The sequence below is a fragment of the Vibrio sp. 10N.261.46.E11 genome (genome assembly GCF_041472735.1).
Classification (GTDB): domain Bacteria; phylum Pseudomonadota; class Gammaproteobacteria; order Enterobacterales; family Vibrionaceae; genus Vibrio.
Map to the genome: position 1 here is coordinate 76,626 of NZ_JBFRQW010000002.1, position 15,989 is coordinate 92,614.

The 15,989-nt window shown below is 40.7% G+C and carries 17 protein-coding genes; 16 read left to right on the forward strand and 1 reads right to left on the reverse strand.

What is annotated here, in order from left to right; translation table 11 throughout:
- Positions 1-123: 123 nt before the first annotated feature.
- The 10 genes from AB4407_RS00740 to AB4407_RS00785 all read left to right on the forward strand — a co-directional run bounded on the left by AB4407_RS00740 (position 124) and on the right by AB4407_RS00785 (position 9,856).
- Positions 124-1,095 carry a choline ABC transporter substrate-binding protein gene (locus AB4407_RS00740; RefSeq protein ID WP_372117639.1) on the forward strand — a complete coding sequence of 324 codons (972 nt, stop codon included), beginning with the start codon at positions 124-126 and terminating at the stop codon, positions 1,093-1,095.
- A 95-nt stretch (positions 1,096-1,190) separates the two neighbouring features.
- On the forward strand, positions 1,191-2,033 hold the full coding sequence (gene choW / locus AB4407_RS00745) for a choline ABC transporter permease subunit (protein WP_102432469.1): 843 nt from the start codon (positions 1,191-1,193) through the stop codon (positions 2,031-2,033).
- A 2-nt stretch (positions 2,034-2,035) separates the two neighbouring features.
- A complete protein-coding gene (gene choV, locus AB4407_RS00750) occupies positions 2,036-3,250 on the forward strand; it encodes a choline ABC transporter ATP-binding protein (RefSeq protein WP_372117640.1) in 1,215 nt (404 codons plus the stop codon).
- 362 nt (positions 3,251-3,612) lie between these two features.
- Positions 3,613-4,095, forward strand: a complete 483-nt coding sequence (locus AB4407_RS00755; RefSeq protein WP_372117643.1) for a MarR family winged helix-turn-helix transcriptional regulator — start codon at positions 3,613-3,615, stop codon at positions 4,093-4,095.
- A gap of 443 nt (positions 4,096-4,538) precedes the next feature.
- Positions 4,539-5,195, forward strand: a complete 657-nt coding sequence (locus tag AB4407_RS00760; protein ID WP_372117644.1) for a Qnr family pentapeptide repeat protein — start codon at positions 4,539-4,541, stop codon at positions 5,193-5,195.
- 194 nt (positions 5,196-5,389) lie between these two features.
- Positions 5,390-5,650, forward strand: coding sequence for a DUF5062 family protein (locus tag AB4407_RS00765; protein WP_009845972.1), 261 nt, complete (start codon positions 5,390-5,392; stop codon positions 5,648-5,650).
- A 468-nt stretch (positions 5,651-6,118) separates the two neighbouring features.
- Positions 6,119-6,652: a diaminobutyrate acetyltransferase gene (gene ectA / locus AB4407_RS00770; RefSeq protein ID WP_009845971.1), complete on the forward strand. Its 534-nt coding sequence runs from the start codon at positions 6,119-6,121 to the stop codon at positions 6,650-6,652.
- A 35-nt stretch (positions 6,653-6,687) separates the two neighbouring features.
- Positions 6,688-7,953, forward strand: coding sequence for a diaminobutyrate--2-oxoglutarate transaminase (ectB, locus tag AB4407_RS00775; protein ID WP_010431972.1), 1,266 nt, complete (start codon positions 6,688-6,690; stop codon positions 7,951-7,953).
- 13 nt (positions 7,954-7,966) lie between these two features.
- Positions 7,967-8,353, forward strand: coding sequence for an ectoine synthase (locus tag AB4407_RS00780; protein WP_010431969.1), 387 nt, complete (start codon positions 7,967-7,969; stop codon positions 8,351-8,353).
- 78 nt (positions 8,354-8,431) lie between these two features.
- The gene (locus AB4407_RS00785) at positions 8,432-9,856 is read left to right on the forward strand and encodes an aspartate kinase (RefSeq protein WP_010431966.1); all 1,425 of its coding nucleotides are present in this window, start codon (positions 8,432-8,434) and stop codon (positions 9,854-9,856) included.
- A 247-nt stretch (positions 9,857-10,103) separates the two neighbouring features.
- Here the strand turns inward: AB4407_RS00785 and AB4407_RS00790 are convergent, their stop codons facing one another.
- Positions 10,104-11,444: a sigma-54 interaction domain-containing protein gene (locus AB4407_RS00790; RefSeq protein WP_372117646.1), complete on the reverse strand. Its 1,341-nt coding sequence runs from the start codon at positions 11,442-11,444 to the stop codon at positions 10,104-10,106.
- A gap of 335 nt (positions 11,445-11,779) precedes the next feature.
- Here AB4407_RS00790 and AB4407_RS00795 point away from each other — a divergent pair, with 335 nt between their 5' ends.
- From AB4407_RS00795 to AB4407_RS00820, 6 genes are all read left to right on the forward strand, one after another.
- Complete coding sequence (locus tag AB4407_RS00795) at positions 11,780-12,325, forward strand: BON domain-containing protein (RefSeq protein WP_017065851.1); 546 nt, start codon at positions 11,780-11,782, stop codon at positions 12,323-12,325.
- Between the two features lie 42 nt (positions 12,326-12,367).
- Positions 12,368-12,538, forward strand: a complete 171-nt coding sequence (locus tag AB4407_RS00800; protein ID WP_010431958.1) for a DUF1328 domain-containing protein — start codon at positions 12,368-12,370, stop codon at positions 12,536-12,538.
- Between the two features lie 8 nt (positions 12,539-12,546).
- A complete protein-coding gene (locus AB4407_RS00805) occupies positions 12,547-12,744 on the forward strand; it encodes a hypothetical protein (protein ID WP_010431955.1) in 198 nt (65 codons plus the stop codon).
- A gap of 70 nt (positions 12,745-12,814) precedes the next feature.
- On the forward strand, positions 12,815-13,243 hold the full coding sequence (locus AB4407_RS00810; protein ID WP_372117649.1) for a hemerythrin domain-containing protein: 429 nt from the start codon (positions 12,815-12,817) through the stop codon (positions 13,241-13,243).
- A 150-nt stretch (positions 13,244-13,393) separates the two neighbouring features.
- On the forward strand, positions 13,394-15,007 hold the full coding sequence (locus AB4407_RS00815; protein ID WP_171387505.1) for a diacylglycerol kinase family protein: 1,614 nt from the start codon (positions 13,394-13,396) through the stop codon (positions 15,005-15,007).
- Positions 15,008-15,048: 41 nt separating this feature from the next.
- Positions 15,049-15,966, forward strand: a complete 918-nt coding sequence (locus AB4407_RS00820; protein WP_016797856.1) for a mechanosensitive ion channel family protein — start codon at positions 15,049-15,051, stop codon at positions 15,964-15,966.
- Positions 15,967-15,989: the final 23 nt, after the last annotated feature.

A 15,989-nucleotide genomic window follows, 5' to 3' on the forward strand; every position in this document is an offset into this window, starting at 1 on the left:
TAAAAACAACAAGTAACAAGCAAAAAATAACAAAACTAATTAGTCAAAAGTCAAAAGTCAGAAGAACTGCTCTCTATCGGCGTTGATATCGAGCAGCAAAAGGAAAGATAAAAAGGAACCATTATGACGGCTCTAAATATTCAGAACGTGACGACAAAAACGTTAACAGCACTAGCCATCAGCTCATTTGCATTTGGTGCTAACGCTTCAGTAGAACCACAGCAATGTGAAAACGTTCGCTTCGCTGATGTAGGCTGGACTGACATTACCGCAACAACCGCCGTTACTTCTGAACTATTAAAAGGCCTTGGTTACAAAACCAAAACCGACCTACTTTCAGTACCGGTGACTTACTCTTCAATGGCAAACGGCGACATTGATGTATTCCTAGGGAACTGGATGCCAACCATGGAAGGCGATATTGCTAAATACCGTGAAGCGGGCACCGTTGAAACTGTTCGCGCCAACCTTGAAGGTGCGAAATACACGCTAGCTGTACCTAAGTACGTGTACGACGCCGGTGTTAAAAGTTTCGCAGACCTAGCAAAACATGCCGACAAATTTAAAGACCGCATCTATGGTATTGAGCCGGGTAACGATGGCAACCGTCTAATCCAATCGATGATCGACTCTGACGCATTCGGTCTAAAAGATTTCAGCCTAGTTGAATCCAGCGAAGCCGGCATGGTGTCGCAAGTATCACGCGCAGCACGCCGTAGCCAATGGATTGTTTACCTTGGTTGGGCTCCGCACCCGATGAACAGCAATGTTGAAATGGAATATCTTTCAGGCGGTGACGACTTCTTCGGCCCTAACTACGGTGGCGCGAATGTTTACACCAACGTTCGTTCAAACTACCTGTCTGAGTGTGAAAACGTCGGTCAACTTCTACAAAACCTAGAATTCACTCTAGAGATGGAAAACCAGTTGATGGAAGAGATTCTTAACCAAAAAGTGAAGCCAGAAAAAGCGGCTCAACAATGGTTGAACAACAACCCTCAACAAGTTGAAGCTTGGTTAGACAACGTAAAAACGCATAAAGGTGAATCAGCGACTCAAGCGGTTACTGAATACCTAAAGCAAGTTAAAGCTTAGTTCTACCTATCTCAACAGCTACATAAATAATAAAGGTGGGCTTGCCAATTTATCGATTGGTTTGAAGTAGCCCACCCATAATAAAAGGCAATATTGTGAATTTTATTACGGAAAACAAAATCCCTGTCGGACAATGGATGGAAGCGGGTGTTGATTGGCTAACAATCAATGCAGCAGGATTCTTTGACGCTATTTCGATTTTTCTAGAAACCGTCATTATGTTTTTAGTCGATGTATTTAAGTGGATGCCGCCTGCTCTGCCAATCGTGATTACCGCTGCGATTGCATGGTACTTACACCGTAAACTCTCGCTGGTGATCTTTGTGGTCGCGGCACTGCTGACTATTCTTAACCTCGGCTACTGGCAAGAAATGCTGGAAACCTTTGTTCTCGTCTTTGCGGCGACAACGATTTCCGTATTAATTGGCGTACCGGTTGGCATCATGGCTGCTCACCGTCCTTGGCTCTATACGATGTTGCGCCCAATTCTCGATTTAATGCAGACCGTTCCGACGTTTGTGTATTTGATTCCAACTCTGGTCCTATTCGGCTTGGGTATCGTTCCGGGCTTAATCTCGACCATTATTTTCGCGATAGCTGCACCGATTCGTTTGACCTACTTAGGGGTAACGAAAGTTCCTGAAGAGCTGATTGAAGCGGGTAAAGCCTTTGGTGCAAGTCGCATGAAGTTACTGCTCAAAGTTGAATTACCTGCCGCTCTGCCAAGCATCATGGCCGGTGTCACCCAATGTATTATGTTGTCGCTTTCGATGGTGGTTATCGCCGCTCTTGTTGGCGCTGACGGACTTGGTAAACCTGTTGTTCGTGCATTGAACACCGTGAACATCTCACAAGGTTTTGAAGCCGGATTAGCGATTGTTTTAGTCGCAATCATCCTTGATCGCTTGTGCAAAACACCAAACCAGAAGGAAGCTTAATCATGTCTACCTCTCAGGAACAGAAGGCAATGGACGCGATTACCATCAAAAACCTTGATGTTGTGTTTGGTAACAAAGCCAATCAAGCGCTGGAACTACTCGACCAGGGTAAAACTCGCCAAGAGATCATCGATGAAACAGGTCAAGTTGTCGGCGTAGACAATGTGTCGCTGACGGTTGAAGAAGGCGAGATCTGTGTATTGATGGGTTTGTCTGGTTCTGGTAAATCATCTTTGCTTCGCGCAGTTAACGGCTTGAACGAGATCAGCCGTGGTTCATTGGCGATCAAAGATGGCGACAAGCTGGTTGATTTAGGTGAACAGTGTGATGAAGCGACCTTACGTCATCTTCGTACTCACCGTGTTTCGATGGTGTTCCAAAAGTTTGCCTTAATGCCTTGGTTAAACGTATTAGATAACGTGGCGTTTGGTCTAGAAATGCAAGGCGTAGCCAAAGATGTTCGTCGTGCTAAAGCGCGTGAACAACTTGAAATGGTTGGCCTAGCTGAGTGGGAAACGAAATTCCCACATCAGCTTTCTGGTGGTATGCAGCAACGTGTCGGTTTAGCACGAGCTTTTGCCATGGATACTGACATTCTGCTAATGGACGAGCCGTTTTCGGCACTTGACCCATTGATTCGTGCCCAGCTTCAAGATGAACTGATTACACTGCAAAGCAAACTTAACAAAACCATTCTGTTCGTGAGTCACGACCTTGATGAAGCGTTGAAGATTGGTAACAACATCGCAATCATGGAGTCTGGCAAACTGATCCAACACGGTAAGCCGGAAGAGATCGTACTGACGCCGAAAACGGAATATGTGAAGGACTTTGTTGCTCACACCAACCCGTTGAATGTGCTTAAAGGTCGCTCTTTGATGCAGCCTCTTGATTCACTGACGCAAGAGAATGAAAGCTGGAAGATCTGCGATTCTAAAGATCTCTGGATAGAACAGAGTGAAGGTGCTTTATCGGTAAAAGGTGAATCTGCTTTGGCGCTTGTCGAGTGGAGTGAGTCTGACGACCTAACCGCGATCAGCGCGTCGAGTGTGGTCGTGGCAAGTCCGGAAATAGGCATGCGTGATGCGATTAAACTGAAGCAGATCAGTAACCACCCAATTCTTCTCGTTGAAGACAACCAATTAGTGGGTATTTTGGATAACAGCGAGTTTTACAACGCACTAACGGGTAATTTTCAGATGAATACAGCCGCGTAAAATTTCGTTTTCCAGCTTGGCGATTAGGGCTGGTTTTTTATTGGGTTGAGAGGGTTAAGTCTCTCTACCTCCATGATTATTAAAATATATTATTGTTTGAACTTGTATTCTCTGACTCACTATTTTTACCTTCATTGAAGCTTTCATTTCCCCTTCAATAAGTAAAAGTGCCGTACCACGCAAGTTTAGTGGTATAGAAAAGATTGAGAATAGTATGAACATCAGTACAATGCGGAAAAATCAATGAAGTAATTTATCAATTTACAGTGTAATTCGAGCTCACCTGACGTAAATAATCAGGACATATCATCGCTTCGACGCTGTAAAACCATTCACAGTATATTAGTACAAAGGTCTGCATCTTGGACAAACATGACGAAATCCTGGTCGCTATTCGCCAAATTATTCGCGCTATCGATTTACACTCGAAGAAGCTGAGTAAAGAGTATGGTTTGACTGGCCCTCAATTAATTCTAATGAGAGCAATCCAAGAAATGGGTAATGTGACGATCAAAGAATTGTCTAATCACACCAATGTAAGCCAAGCCACAACCACGACGATCATCGATCGCCTAGAGTTGAATGGTTACGTACAACGTATCCGTAGTGTTGCAGACCGTCGTAAAGTGCATGCGAACTTGACGGAAAAAGGCCAAGAGCTGCTAAACAATGCGCCACCGCCGCTGCAAGATAACTTCGTTAAAAAATTCCAAAACCTAGAAGCGTGGGAGCAGAGCCTACTGCTTTCCTCGATGCAACGCGTATCATCAATGATGAACGCAGAAGACATCGACGCAGCCCCAGTTCTACAGCTTGAAGGCATTGCTAACGTAGCCAAGAGCTAACATTTTTTTAAATTGTTTTTAGAACAACAACTTAAATAGTTATCAAATGGTCGCATTAAGCAGCCATTTTTGATCTTGGCCTCCCTACTCCTCAGATTTTACTGGTACAAATCACCTTTTAGTTTTGGCCTGTCGATACAAATTGGCCTGAGAAAGACCAATTATCAGCGAGTGTATCTGTATAGGGTATTGCATCAAGTTCATACTGACATATGATGATTATCTTCTCGTTGTGTCTCATCTTATATACCCCTTCTAAGCGACAAAACTTTTTTCAAGATAAGCGCATGCTATAAAACGAAAATAACAGCCTTAAAGAGGTTGTTTGGTGCCTTAAAATGGCTAATTTTGGGTGTTTTAAGTTGCTGTTTTTGTTGGTTTTTAATTTGGTGTTTTCTTAAGATCGTAATGATAGTCTTAGTTTAATTTCTTTAGGGGGCTAAATGGATACTAATAACAGCACTTATCATCAGCACAGTTTTGCTCAGCAAGATTTATCAGAGCTTACATTTACAGCCTGCACGTTTATCCGTTGTGATTTCAGACGTTCGAACTTACGTGATGCAACGTTTATTAACTGTAAGTTTATTGAACAAGGCGATATTGAGGGGTGCCACTTTGATGTTGCCGACTTACGAGATGCAAGCTTCCAGAATTGCCAATTGGCGATGGCGAACTTTAGTAATGCAAACTGCTATGGGATCGAACTGCGCGAATGCGATCTGAAAGGCGCGAACTTTACTCGAACAAATTTTGCCAATCAGGTAAGCAATAGAATGTATTTTTGCTCTGCGTATATTACGGGCTGTAACCTGTCATACGCCAATTTTGAACAGGCTTGTTTAGAGAAGTGCGAGCTGTTTGAGAACCGTTGGATAGGAACGTACCTTGGTGGCGCGTCACTGAAAGAGTCTGATCTTAGCCGAGGCGTGTTCTCGGAAGATGTATGGGGGCAGTTCAGTATGCAGGGAGCAAACTTATGCCACGCTGAATTGGAAGGGTTAGATCCTCGAAAGGTCGACACATCGGGGATTAAAATCGTCGCTTGGCAGCAAGAGCAGCTGCTTGAAAGTATGGGTATTGTTGTAATGCCTGATTGATTCTTATCATTCGGTTGTAATCAACCACAGTCGCTAGAAGAAAAGCCCAAAGCTAATAACTTTGGGTTTTCCGTATCTGGAGTCCATAACCTGCAATTTATCAAAGCGGCTCCTCAAACTGAGAGCGAAGTAATCTTGTGAGTTTTTCGGTTTGATATACTCAGTGTTCATTCGATTAAGATGATGGAGATGATATGTCGAAAACCGCGAAGATCATTAATGAAGATAAATTGCTCAAGAAAGCTCTGGAAGTCGGTTCTAAAATGGCAAAGTTACAAGGCTTTGATTTGCCACACTCATCTCAACCTATAAAAGTTAAGGCTGTGTACTTGTTCCTTGTTGGAGTTAATCAGATTACGCCTTTACCTGAAAGTAAGCTTGATGGCGCGAATATTAAGAAGCGTTTAGCGTTATGGATCCACAAAGCACTACCTGATAATGACCCTTTAAAATAATTCGCGTTTAACTCAATCGAATAAAACTTGTTTCTTTTGATTTATAGCCAATTGATGTTTATTTGAGAAACCTAGCTATCACACGCTAGGTTTTTTGTTTTAGGTATCTGCGTCTTAATATTAGAGCCTAAGCGATCTCTTTTTAGAGCGTCACTGTTTACCTTATTCAGTATTGGAGTCGTCGATATTTTTGCTGATTCCTATCCTTCCTACTCAGGCACTTGAACGCTGTATTTTATGAATTGCACTAACGATTTCCTTTCGTCTATTCCCTTCAAGACACTCAATTTTATACCGACCCAATAAATACATTAGAACTCAAAGTATTGTTGAATACATACAATACTTGTGTAAGTGTGATCTGCGTCGCTAAAATTTGATTTTTAGCGCTAATGTGTTGATCTTTGTGTATGGGAAATGCTCATAATTAAAAGGAATTTAATTAGAGCTCAAAGGAAATGTCTCGGTATGATTACGTCAGCGCCTTGGATATTGTATCCAGAGGTTGTAGAAAAGATGATTGAAAAATGGAATTTTCGTGAGCCAGAAGTTTCGGATGGCAACAACATTTATCAATTAATTTCAGAGTGCCCTCCATTAGATACTAACTCTTCATATTGCAATTTCTTGCAGTCTACTCACTTTAGTAAAACTTGTATTTTAGTGGAGCATGAAGGTGACCTTGCTGGCTTTATTTCTAGTTACCAAAAGCCCAGTGAGCCCAATGTTCTCTTTATTTGGCAAGTGGCGGTGGCGCCTAAATTTAGAGGCAATGCTTTAGCCTACAAGATGCTGAATACCTTACTTAAACGAGAGGGTCTAAAGAGCATTGAAGCGATAGAAACGACTATCACTGAATCAAACCAAGCGTCTTGGGCATTGTTCAAAAAGCTGGACGAAAAAAACGGTAACACCGGGAAAGTGACTACTTTCTTAGATGAAAATCTTCACTTTAACGGGCAGCACGATACCGAATACCTCTATCGAATCCTCCTTAAATAATCAAACACTTATAGGAATTAAATAACGGCATTATCATGGATATTTTTAAAAAGCAGGAATCTAACGTACGTTCATACTCGAATAGTTTTCCAGTCACTTTTGCTAAATCAAAAGGCTGCTGGCTTGAAACAAAACAAGGTGATCGTTACCTCGATTTTCTTGCTGGAGCAGGATCTCTCAATTACGGTCATAACAATCCAATACTTAAGCAAGCTTTACTTGAGTATATTGAAATGGATGGAATTACACATGGCTTGGATATGCATTCAGAAGCCAAAGCTGAATTCCTAGAAGCTCTTAGTCGCTTTATTTTGGAACCTCGAGCATTAGATTACAAAGTTCAATTTACCGGCCCGACAGGAACAAATGCGGTTGAGGCAGCGATTAAGTTGGCGAAAAAAGTAAAAAGTCGAAGCAGTATTGTTGCATTTACCAATGGTTTTCATGGTTGTACGGCGGGTGCATTGGCTGCTACAGGCAACCAACACCACAGGCAAGGTGCGGGCTCAAATCTCAACAACGTTACGCGTTTGCCATTTGAAGGTTACGCTGGAATCGATGGTTTAAAATTATTTGAAACGATGTTAACCGATAATTCCGCTGGTATGGATAAACCTGCTGCCGTTTTATTGGAAACGGTTCAGGGTGAAGGTGGGTTAAATGTCGCTTCAAATGAGTGGCTACAGAAGTTAAGCAAAATCTGTAAAGCCCACGATATCCTACTTATTGTGGATGATATTCAAGCCGGTTGTGGTCGAACAGGAACGTTTTTTAGCTTTGAACCTTCAGGCATAAAACCAGATATCGTTACGCTATCTAAGTCGATAAGTGGTTATGGCTTACCGATGGCTGTGGTTTTATTAAAGCCTGAACTAGACAAGTGGGAGCCGGGAGAACACAACGGCACCTTCCGTGGTAACAACCATGCGTTCATTACTGCTGCTAAAGCGTTAGAAATGTATTGGTCAAATGATGATTTTGAAAATCATATTCAACGTAGCTCAAGCATGGTCGATGATGTCATTCAACGCAATCTCAAGCGTTTCCCTGAGCTATTTGTTCAACGCAAGGGACGCGGAATGATGATTGGCATTGAATGTAAAGATGGGAACACAGCTGATGAGATTGCAAAAGTGTGTTTTGACAAGGGCATGGTAATTGAGACCGCAGGTCCAAACGATGAAATCTTGAAGTTCTTTTGTCCATTAACCATTTCAGAATCGGAATTGATGCAAGGTTTAACTATTTTCGAAGACTCAGTTGAAGTGGTAGCAACCAAGCATTTCAAGAAAGCATCGTAATAGGGAGAGTAAAATGATTGTTAGAACACTTGATGAATGTCGTAATAGTGAAAGACGTATTGTATCGGATAACTGGGAAAGCACTCGCATGTTATTGAAAGATGACAATATGGGATTTTCTTTTCATATCACAACAATTTACGAAGCGACAGAAACACATATCCATTACCAAAACCACTTGGAGTCTGTGTTTTGTATGAGTGGTGAAGGTGAGATTGAAGTCGTTGGTGGTAAAACTTACCCAATCAAACCCGGTACGTTGTACATCCTAGATAAGAATGATGAGCATTATTTACGCGCATATAAAAACAAAGAAATGACAATGGCTTGTGTGTTTAACCCACCAATTACTGGCGCTGAAGTACACGATGAAAACGGCGTTTATCCACTCGTTGATTAACCCATATATTCAGGGGTGATGTCTCACCCCGCTCCCTATTATTTAGTCTTTAATCTCTTCAAGAACAAAAGGTCTTTTATGACATTTACCGTAGAAAAAATCGGCGGTACATCAATGACAGCATTTGATGCTGTGCTCGACAATATTATTCTCCGCCCTCAAAATCCGTATAACCGAATCTTTGTTGTGTCCGCTTACAGCGGTATGACGGATGCATTGTTGGAATGTAAAAAAACAGGTAAGCCTGGTGTCTATCAATTGATAGCGATGCGTGACGATTCGTGGAAGGATGCTCTATCTTATATTGAACGCCGCATGCTATTGACCAATGAGCATATTTTTGCGGATCCAATGAATCGTATGAGAGCAGATAAGTTCATCCGGTCTCGTATTTCAGAAGCCAAAAACTGTATTACTAACATTCTTGAAACGTGCCAATACGGACAGTTTTCACTGAGACATTATTTACCACAGATTAGAGAGTTTCTTTCTTCAATTGGAGAGTCACATAGTGCATACAACACGGCTCTTAAATTAAAAAACATTGGTATAAATTCGACCTTTGTTGACCTTTCTGGTTGGGACAACAAAACCCCTCAAAGTTTGGACGATACGATTAGAGAGGCTTTCTCTGACATTGATGTTACTGAGGAGCTTCCTATAGTAACTGGTTATGCGTATTGCAAAGAAGGTTTGATGCATACTTATGATCGTGGTTACAGTGAGATGACGTTTAGTCGTATCGCTACTATTACTGAGGCATCATTGGCGATCATCCATAAGGAGTATCACTTTAGTTCGGCTGACCCAAAAGTCGTTGGTGTAGGTTCGGTTAAACCGATTGGGGCAACTAATTATGATGTTGCCGATCAACTGGCTAACCTTGGTATGGAAGCTATTCACTCTAATGCGGCTGCTGGGTTACGAGAAAGTGGCATAGAACTGCAAATCAAAAACACCTTCGAGCCAGAACATGAGGGAACACTGATTTCTTCTGATTACCGACCAGACACGAATCACATTGAGATCATTGCCGGAAAACAGAAGGTATATGCGTTACATGTTTTTGACCAGGGAATGGTCGGTAAGGCGGACAATGTTAGTTATGAGTTAATGGAGATTATCGCAGATGCTAGAGTGAACCTTATTGGTAAAGAGATGAACGCCAATTCTATTACCTATTATCTAGGTGGTAGCACCGAGAGTTTAAACAAGGTGTCTTATAAGGCTGAGAAACGTTACCCTCAGGCATCTATTTCAGGTCGAATGGTCGCTATAATCTCAGCGATCGGTTCTCAAATTGATACCAATAAAACGCTCGCTAATGGTGTATTGGCTTTGATGAACCATAGTGTTACGCCTATTGCATTACATTCGTCTATGAGAAACGTAAATGTGCAATTTGTTGTGAGTGATGACAAGTATCAACAAGCGATTTGCGCGTTGCATGAAGAATTCTTTGACCAAGATAAAAGAACCGAGACATCGGTGAATGCAGCATAAAATTTAACAGTGGAGGGCTCATCCTCCACTGTTAAATTTTCATGGAAAAGCAAAACATCAACTGCAAATTAACGATCGCCTGTATCTATTTTGATCACACAGATGCGGTAAACGTTACTTGATTTTCGTGTTGATACTGTACTTTCTTGAATTAATCGGTGATTTATTAAGTATTCGGTTATCGGCTATTTCACCTTTCACCTTTCACCTTTCACCTTTCACATAGCAACATCAGATATGAGTATTACTACTCTTGATACTTATCGAGCTTGTTATAAAGTGTTTTGATGCTGATTCCCAAGTCTTGTGCTGTTTCCTTTTTGTTGCCTTCATTTTCTTCGAGCGTATTGATAATCGCCGCTTTCTCAATCTTCTCGAGAGAAACACCCGCCGGAACCATATCCTCAACGGTAGTCCCTGTTTCTAAAGGAGGAGTATCAAAAATTAGGTGTTCATCTTTAATCGTCTCATCTGCCAATATAAAAGCTCTTTCAATACAGTGTTTTAATTCCCTGACATTCCCTGGCCATGCATGGACTGATATTTTTTGAAGCGCTGATGTGAAAATGGTCTTCGCAGTGGTTTCATTTGCGTTGCGATGAGCAATAAAATGTTTTGCTAAGCCGACGATGTCGTCGCCTCTTTCACGCAATGGAGGGACATGTATGGGGAAGTGAGCCAACCTGAAATAGAGATCCTCTCTCAAAAACTGTTCTTCAATAGCGACTTGTGGATCTCGGTTTGTCGCTGCAATGACTCGAGTATTAGCGATACTCGTTGCATTACTGCCTACAGGGCGATATTCACCTGTTTCTAAAACTCGTAGTAATTTGACCTGGTGTTCAAGTGGCATTTCGGTGATTTCGTCGAGAAACAATGTGCCACCTTCTGCTTGCCTAAACACCCCTTGGTGTGTGCGATTCGCCCCTGTAAAAGCGCCTTTTTCATGACCAAATAATTCACTATCAACTAACTCAGGGCTGATAGCACCGCAGTTGATCGCAATAAAAGGTTGGTTTTTACGATCACTGGCAAGGTGAATCGTTTGTGCGACTAATTCTTTACCTGCCCCACTTTCGCCGACAATCAAAACATTGGTGTCAGTCTTCGCGACTCTTCTTAAAGTTCGATACAGCTTATGCATGGGCTTAGAAGAACCGACTAACATACCGAACTGGTCTAAATCGCTGGTGGACACTTTACGCCCTTCTTCCTGCTTCTGGAGGAAGTATTGACTGAAGTCTGCAAGGGTATCTTCCAATATTTGCATGTCGACGGGCTTTCTATAATGGAAGATTGCGCCATGGTTCATCATCATGTCTAAATTTTTGTTTGGCGTACCTGTACTGATAATAATCAAGTCCATTTCGTCCAATCCTGTTGCACTCGATAAGGACTTAAAATCATCGTTAGTAAATCGAGAGACTTCAACAATAGCAGTATCTGGTTGCAGTTGTTGTAGCTTGTCAATCCAATGAACATCCATAGTACTTTGAATTATTTCAAAGCTTGATAATTCATCTAGAGAGTTTATTTTAGACCGCAATAATTCATCTTTTAACTCTATAAACAGTGTCGGTAATGACATGATTTAACTCTCTTTTTGTACGACAGAAAACGACCTTGATAATAACATGATGTCCTTCAAATACGAATCTATCATTTACTATACGCCACCTTTTAAATGTAGTTACAATATTACTGATAGTAGAAGTGGCTAATTAACAGTATTGATATTAATTATTCTAGGATCTCCATTGATGATAATTTTTACAAAATACTCGTGTAATTAATACACCTCCGATTATTTTACCAATGGTAAATTTTCAAAATTAAAGTGTAAATCCTTTATTTTCAGTCAGTTAAAAAGTTGGCATGCTGGTTGCAATTGTACAAGTGTCAGTTAACTAGAGGAGATAATTAATGAGAAATACTGCAAGTAAAATATTATTAGCTACTTTGATTGCAACTTCTTCATCAACTGTTTTTGCTAATAGCATGTGGGAAAAAGAAACTTTCGATGCGTGGATTGATGGAAAAGCAGAAACGACTTTATTACTGAATACTAATTTAAACTCATTTGACATCAACACCTACGTTAAAAATCGAGTGGTTACTTTAACTGGCTCGGTTAAAAATGAAACAGAGAAAGATTTGGCAGAAGAGTTAGTGCTAAGCCTAGATGACGTTAAGTCTGTAAAAAACGAACTTACAGTGATTGATGAAGACAAAGAAAAAACACCCGCAGCCGTACAAGCTTTGACTGATGCTCACATAAAGACACTGGTAATCACTCGTTTATTAATGAATACCAATGTTAGTGGTAGCGATATTCAAGTTGAAACCGAAAACAGTGTGGTTATCTTGAAAGGTTCAGTTTCATCAAGCAGTGAACACGACTTAGCTTTATCTATAGCAAATAATACCCCGAATGTAGAGAGAGTGGTGGATAAATTAAATATTATTTAACCTCTCTACAATTGGTAATTTATTAAAAATTGGGGAATAACGATGATTCGCTGGTCGCTAATATTTTTTATTGTCGCAATTATTGCCGCCCTATTGGGATTTAGTGGTATCGCTGGGGCTGCTGCGACAGTAGCAAAGATCATATTTTATATATTTGCAATATCACTACTGGTTTCAGTGGTAATTATGTTGCTGAATAAAAACAAACATTAGGAGTTTATATGAACATCAAATCGAACGCTTACCGTTTTTTAACTATTGTGGGCATTACATTTGCACTTGCGGCATGTAGTGATGAAGGTCCGATGGAACAAGCCGGGGAAAATGTAGATGAGGCTGTAGAGGATACTCAAAACGCAATAGAAGATAGCTGTGAAAATATTAAAGAGCATTTAGATGCGAAAGATGAAGATTGCTAGAACTGTCATCTAGAGTGCAATGAGATGCCAAAATCCTCATAAAAATAAACCAATGAAGTAGGAATTAGACATGAAAAATATATTTGATGTGCTCAAAGACAGTCATGAAAAGCAACGACTTTTGATGGATGCGTTACTCCAAACTTCGGGAGACACACAAGCTAGGCAAGAACTCTATGTTAACCTTAAGGATGAGTTAACCAAGCATGCGATTGCAGAAGAGCGCCATTTTTATGCACCTTTGATCGAGAGTGATCAATCCATTGACATGACTAGACATGGAATCGCTGAACATCATGGAATCGACAAAATACTCGCTCAACTCGATGATACAGAGATGTCTTCACCAGCTTGGCTTGTTTTAATGAAAACATTAAGAGATAAGGTTGAACATCATTTAGAAGAAGAAGAGCAGCGTTTTTTTCAAACCGCAGGTCGAGTCTTCGATACTGAACAAAAAGAAACATTAGCTCGTAAATATGAAAAAGAGGTTGCTTGAATCACGAAGTAATCAAATTCTTTAAATAAGTATAAAACTGCTTTGTTATCAAGCTAAGGGCTCATTCTTGAGCCCTTCTTTTATTTAATTTAGAGATGGATAAATTTACGGATAAATATATTTAAATTCACGGATAAATTAAGGCGTAACATGTTTATTATTAAATATTATATGCTTCTTGCTATAGCTTGTTTTTTTGCTGCTGCTCTTATACCACAGCTAATAATCCGTGGTGTTTTTGCCTGGTGTAGTTTGTCGATGTTCATCGTTAGTGTTGCCTACATCTTCGATATGCCGTCAATATTTAGGAAGACTAGCGATGGGAAAATAGTGTGGTGGATTAGATGGATCTTCATTCCATTCTTCTTAGGTGTTCGACTGTACAATGCATGGGCAATTAAAAGAGATAAAGTTGAACCAATACAGAAGGTTGGAAAAGGTTTATATGTATCTCGTCGTTTGTTCCCTTCAGATTTATCGTTCTTAGAATCTCAAAACATCCATTGTATTGTAGATGTTACAGCTGAGTTTTCTGGTTTAGAAAGTGCAATGACCGGTGATCAATTTCGCTATTTAAACACCCCGGTTCTTGATCATAAAGTCCCTAAAATGCATAAGCTTAAACATGCTATAAATTGGATCGATACCCAAATCAATCAATCTAGATCGGTTGTTGTGCATTGTGCTCTCGGTCGAGGACGTTCTGTCTTTGTCGTAGCTGCCTATCTTTTAGCAAAAAATCCGTCACTTACTGTAGAGCAGGTCTTGAAAAGTATTAACGACGTGCGAAGTACAGCCCAATTGAACCATCTACAACTGAAAACACTTCAAGCAATCAGTGATAAAGGTTTGCTCACTCTTGGCCATAAAGCTTGCCTTATTGCCAACCCTGTTGCAGGTGGTGGTAAATGGTTGGCGAATGAACAACAGGTTATTCGTGAACTTACGAGAAAGTACAGTTTAGATATTTTTCTTACTAGCCAAGAAGTATCAGCAGAAATATTAGCTAAGCAGGCCAAAGACCGGAATACTGCGCATATTCTCGTTGCAGGTGGCGATGGGACGGTTAGTGAAGTCGCAAGGCAAGTTAGGAAGACTGATACACAACTCGGGATTATACCTTTGGGTACCGCGAACGCTCTATGTCATATGCTTTATGGATTGACCTCGAAAATATCGCCTGTTGAAAAAGCGTGTGAGGCTATTTTATCTGGCAACTCAAAAAGAATCGATCTGGCGTTCTGTAATCAACAACCAATATTACTGCTTCTTGGTATTGGGTTTGAAGAACAGATGATCGATTACGCACATCGAGAACAAAAAAATGAAAAAGGGCAATTCGCGTATTTGACTGGGTTCTTCAATGCAGTAATCACCGACGATAATCAACACTTTCAAATTTCAATCGATGACCAACCATCACAAAGTATGAAACTACAAAGTTTGGTCGTGGCGAACTCTTCCCCTTTTAGTACTGTGCTTGCTCAAGGGGGACAGCCTCCTAGGCCGGATGATGGGAAGCTGCATATTACCTATTTGGAAAACACAAATTCACTTAGTAAACGAGCTATCGCTCTATCTGATCTGTTGTTATCGAGTCTCGGAGCGAAAGAACAAGCTAGTTACTTTACTTATGCTTCGGCACAGCTCGTTAAAATTGATTCTGACCGACCTATTTCATACGTGATTGATGGAGAGACGTATTCGGCTGATTCACTGGAGATAAGTATTGATAAGCAAGCCTTAACGGTTTGTATTCCATGAATGTATTGAATAATCCACATATTGAATAAGAAGGAGACACCATGGAAATGAATCTCTCTTTTAACTTAGAGAAGTTTCAGCATCTGATAGAGGGTAAGTTAGAGCATTGGTTAGTTGAAGCAATTAAACTTATCCCTAACCTGATTGTTGCTTTTGTTACGTTTCTTATTTTTATCTTTGTTGCCAACATAAGCGGCAAGTTGTTTAAAAGATTGAGCAATAGAGTTGTCGACTCTCAAGAAGTCATTAACTTACTGGCTTCTATTGTTAAGGTTACCATTGTTACTATTGGATTTTTTGTCGCGTTAGATTTTGTTGGGCTCCAAGGTACGGTTACATCGTTGCTTGCCGGTGCCGGTATTCTAGGTTTAGCTATCGGTTTTGCTTTTCAAGATATGACTGAGAACCTCATTTCAGGTATTACAATGAGTATTCGTAAACCTTTTAAAATTGGCGATGTTGTTGGTTCCAACGATGTCATGGGTACCATAGTCAAAATAAACTTACGAAATACACTGGTTGAAACGTTCTCTGGTCAACACGTCATGATTCCCAATAAGATGGTTTTCCGAAATATTTTGACGAACTACAGTCGAAAAGGACGAAGAAGGGTCGAGATCCCTGTGGGGATTTCCTACGCAGACTGTCCCAAAAGAGCCGCTGAGGTGATAACCAAAGCGATAAACCAAAAGTCTTATGTTAGTCGGAAAGAAGATACGACGGTTTACGCTTCAAGCTTTTCTGATAGTAGCGTTAACTTATTGGTTTGGTTTTGGATTGAGTACCCAGGAGGTTTTGGTTATATGGACGCAAAGCACGACGGTATTATAGCGGTTAAAGAGTCATTATCAGAGGCTGGAATGACAATACCGTTTCCGATTAGAACACTTGATTTTGATCCCAAAGGCGGTAAAAGTCTGTCTAGAATGATGACTGGGGCTGTCGATGACGCTTCCTAGAATAACATAGCGGTCCCTCTCGT

Excerpts from the sequence above, each read along its gene's own strand:
- AB4407_RS00780 (WP_010431969.1), top strand. The coding sequence starts at position 7,967 with ATGATTGTTAGAACACTTGATGAATGTCGTAATAGTGAAAGACGTATT.
- AB4407_RS00795 (WP_017065851.1), top strand. The coding sequence starts at position 11,780 with ATGAGAAATACTGCAAGTAAAATATTATTAGCTACTTTGATTGCAACT.
- AB4407_RS00765 (WP_009845972.1), top strand. The coding sequence starts at position 5,390 with ATGTCGAAAACCGCGAAGATCATTAATGAAGATAAATTGCTCAAGAAA.
- AB4407_RS00790 (WP_372117646.1), bottom strand. The coding sequence starts at position 11,444 with ATGTCATTACCGACACTGTTTATAGAGTTAAAAGATGAATTATTGCGG.
- choV (WP_372117640.1), top strand. The coding sequence starts at position 2,036 with ATGTCTACCTCTCAGGAACAGAAGGCAATGGACGCGATTACCATCAAA.
- AB4407_RS00740 (WP_372117639.1), top strand. The coding sequence starts at position 124 with ATGACGGCTCTAAATATTCAGAACGTGACGACAAAAACGTTAACAGCA.
- AB4407_RS00815 (WP_171387505.1), top strand. The coding sequence starts at position 13,394 with ATGTTTATTATTAAATATTATATGCTTCTTGCTATAGCTTGTTTTTTT.
- ectB (WP_010431972.1), top strand. The coding sequence starts at position 6,688 with ATGGATATTTTTAAAAAGCAGGAATCTAACGTACGTTCATACTCGAAT.
- AB4407_RS00800 (WP_010431958.1), top strand. The coding sequence starts at position 12,368 with ATGATTCGCTGGTCGCTAATATTTTTTATTGTCGCAATTATTGCCGCC.
- AB4407_RS00810 (WP_372117649.1), top strand. The coding sequence starts at position 12,815 with ATGAAAAATATATTTGATGTGCTCAAAGACAGTCATGAAAAGCAACGA.
- AB4407_RS00785 (WP_010431966.1), top strand. The coding sequence starts at position 8,432 with ATGACATTTACCGTAGAAAAAATCGGCGGTACATCAATGACAGCATTT.
- AB4407_RS00805 (WP_010431955.1), top strand. The coding sequence starts at position 12,547 with ATGAACATCAAATCGAACGCTTACCGTTTTTTAACTATTGTGGGCATT.
- AB4407_RS00820 (WP_016797856.1), top strand. The coding sequence starts at position 15,049 with ATGGAAATGAATCTCTCTTTTAACTTAGAGAAGTTTCAGCATCTGATA.
- AB4407_RS00760 (WP_372117644.1), top strand. The coding sequence starts at position 4,539 with ATGGATACTAATAACAGCACTTATCATCAGCACAGTTTTGCTCAGCAA.
- ectA (WP_009845971.1), top strand. The coding sequence starts at position 6,119 with ATGATTACGTCAGCGCCTTGGATATTGTATCCAGAGGTTGTAGAAAAG.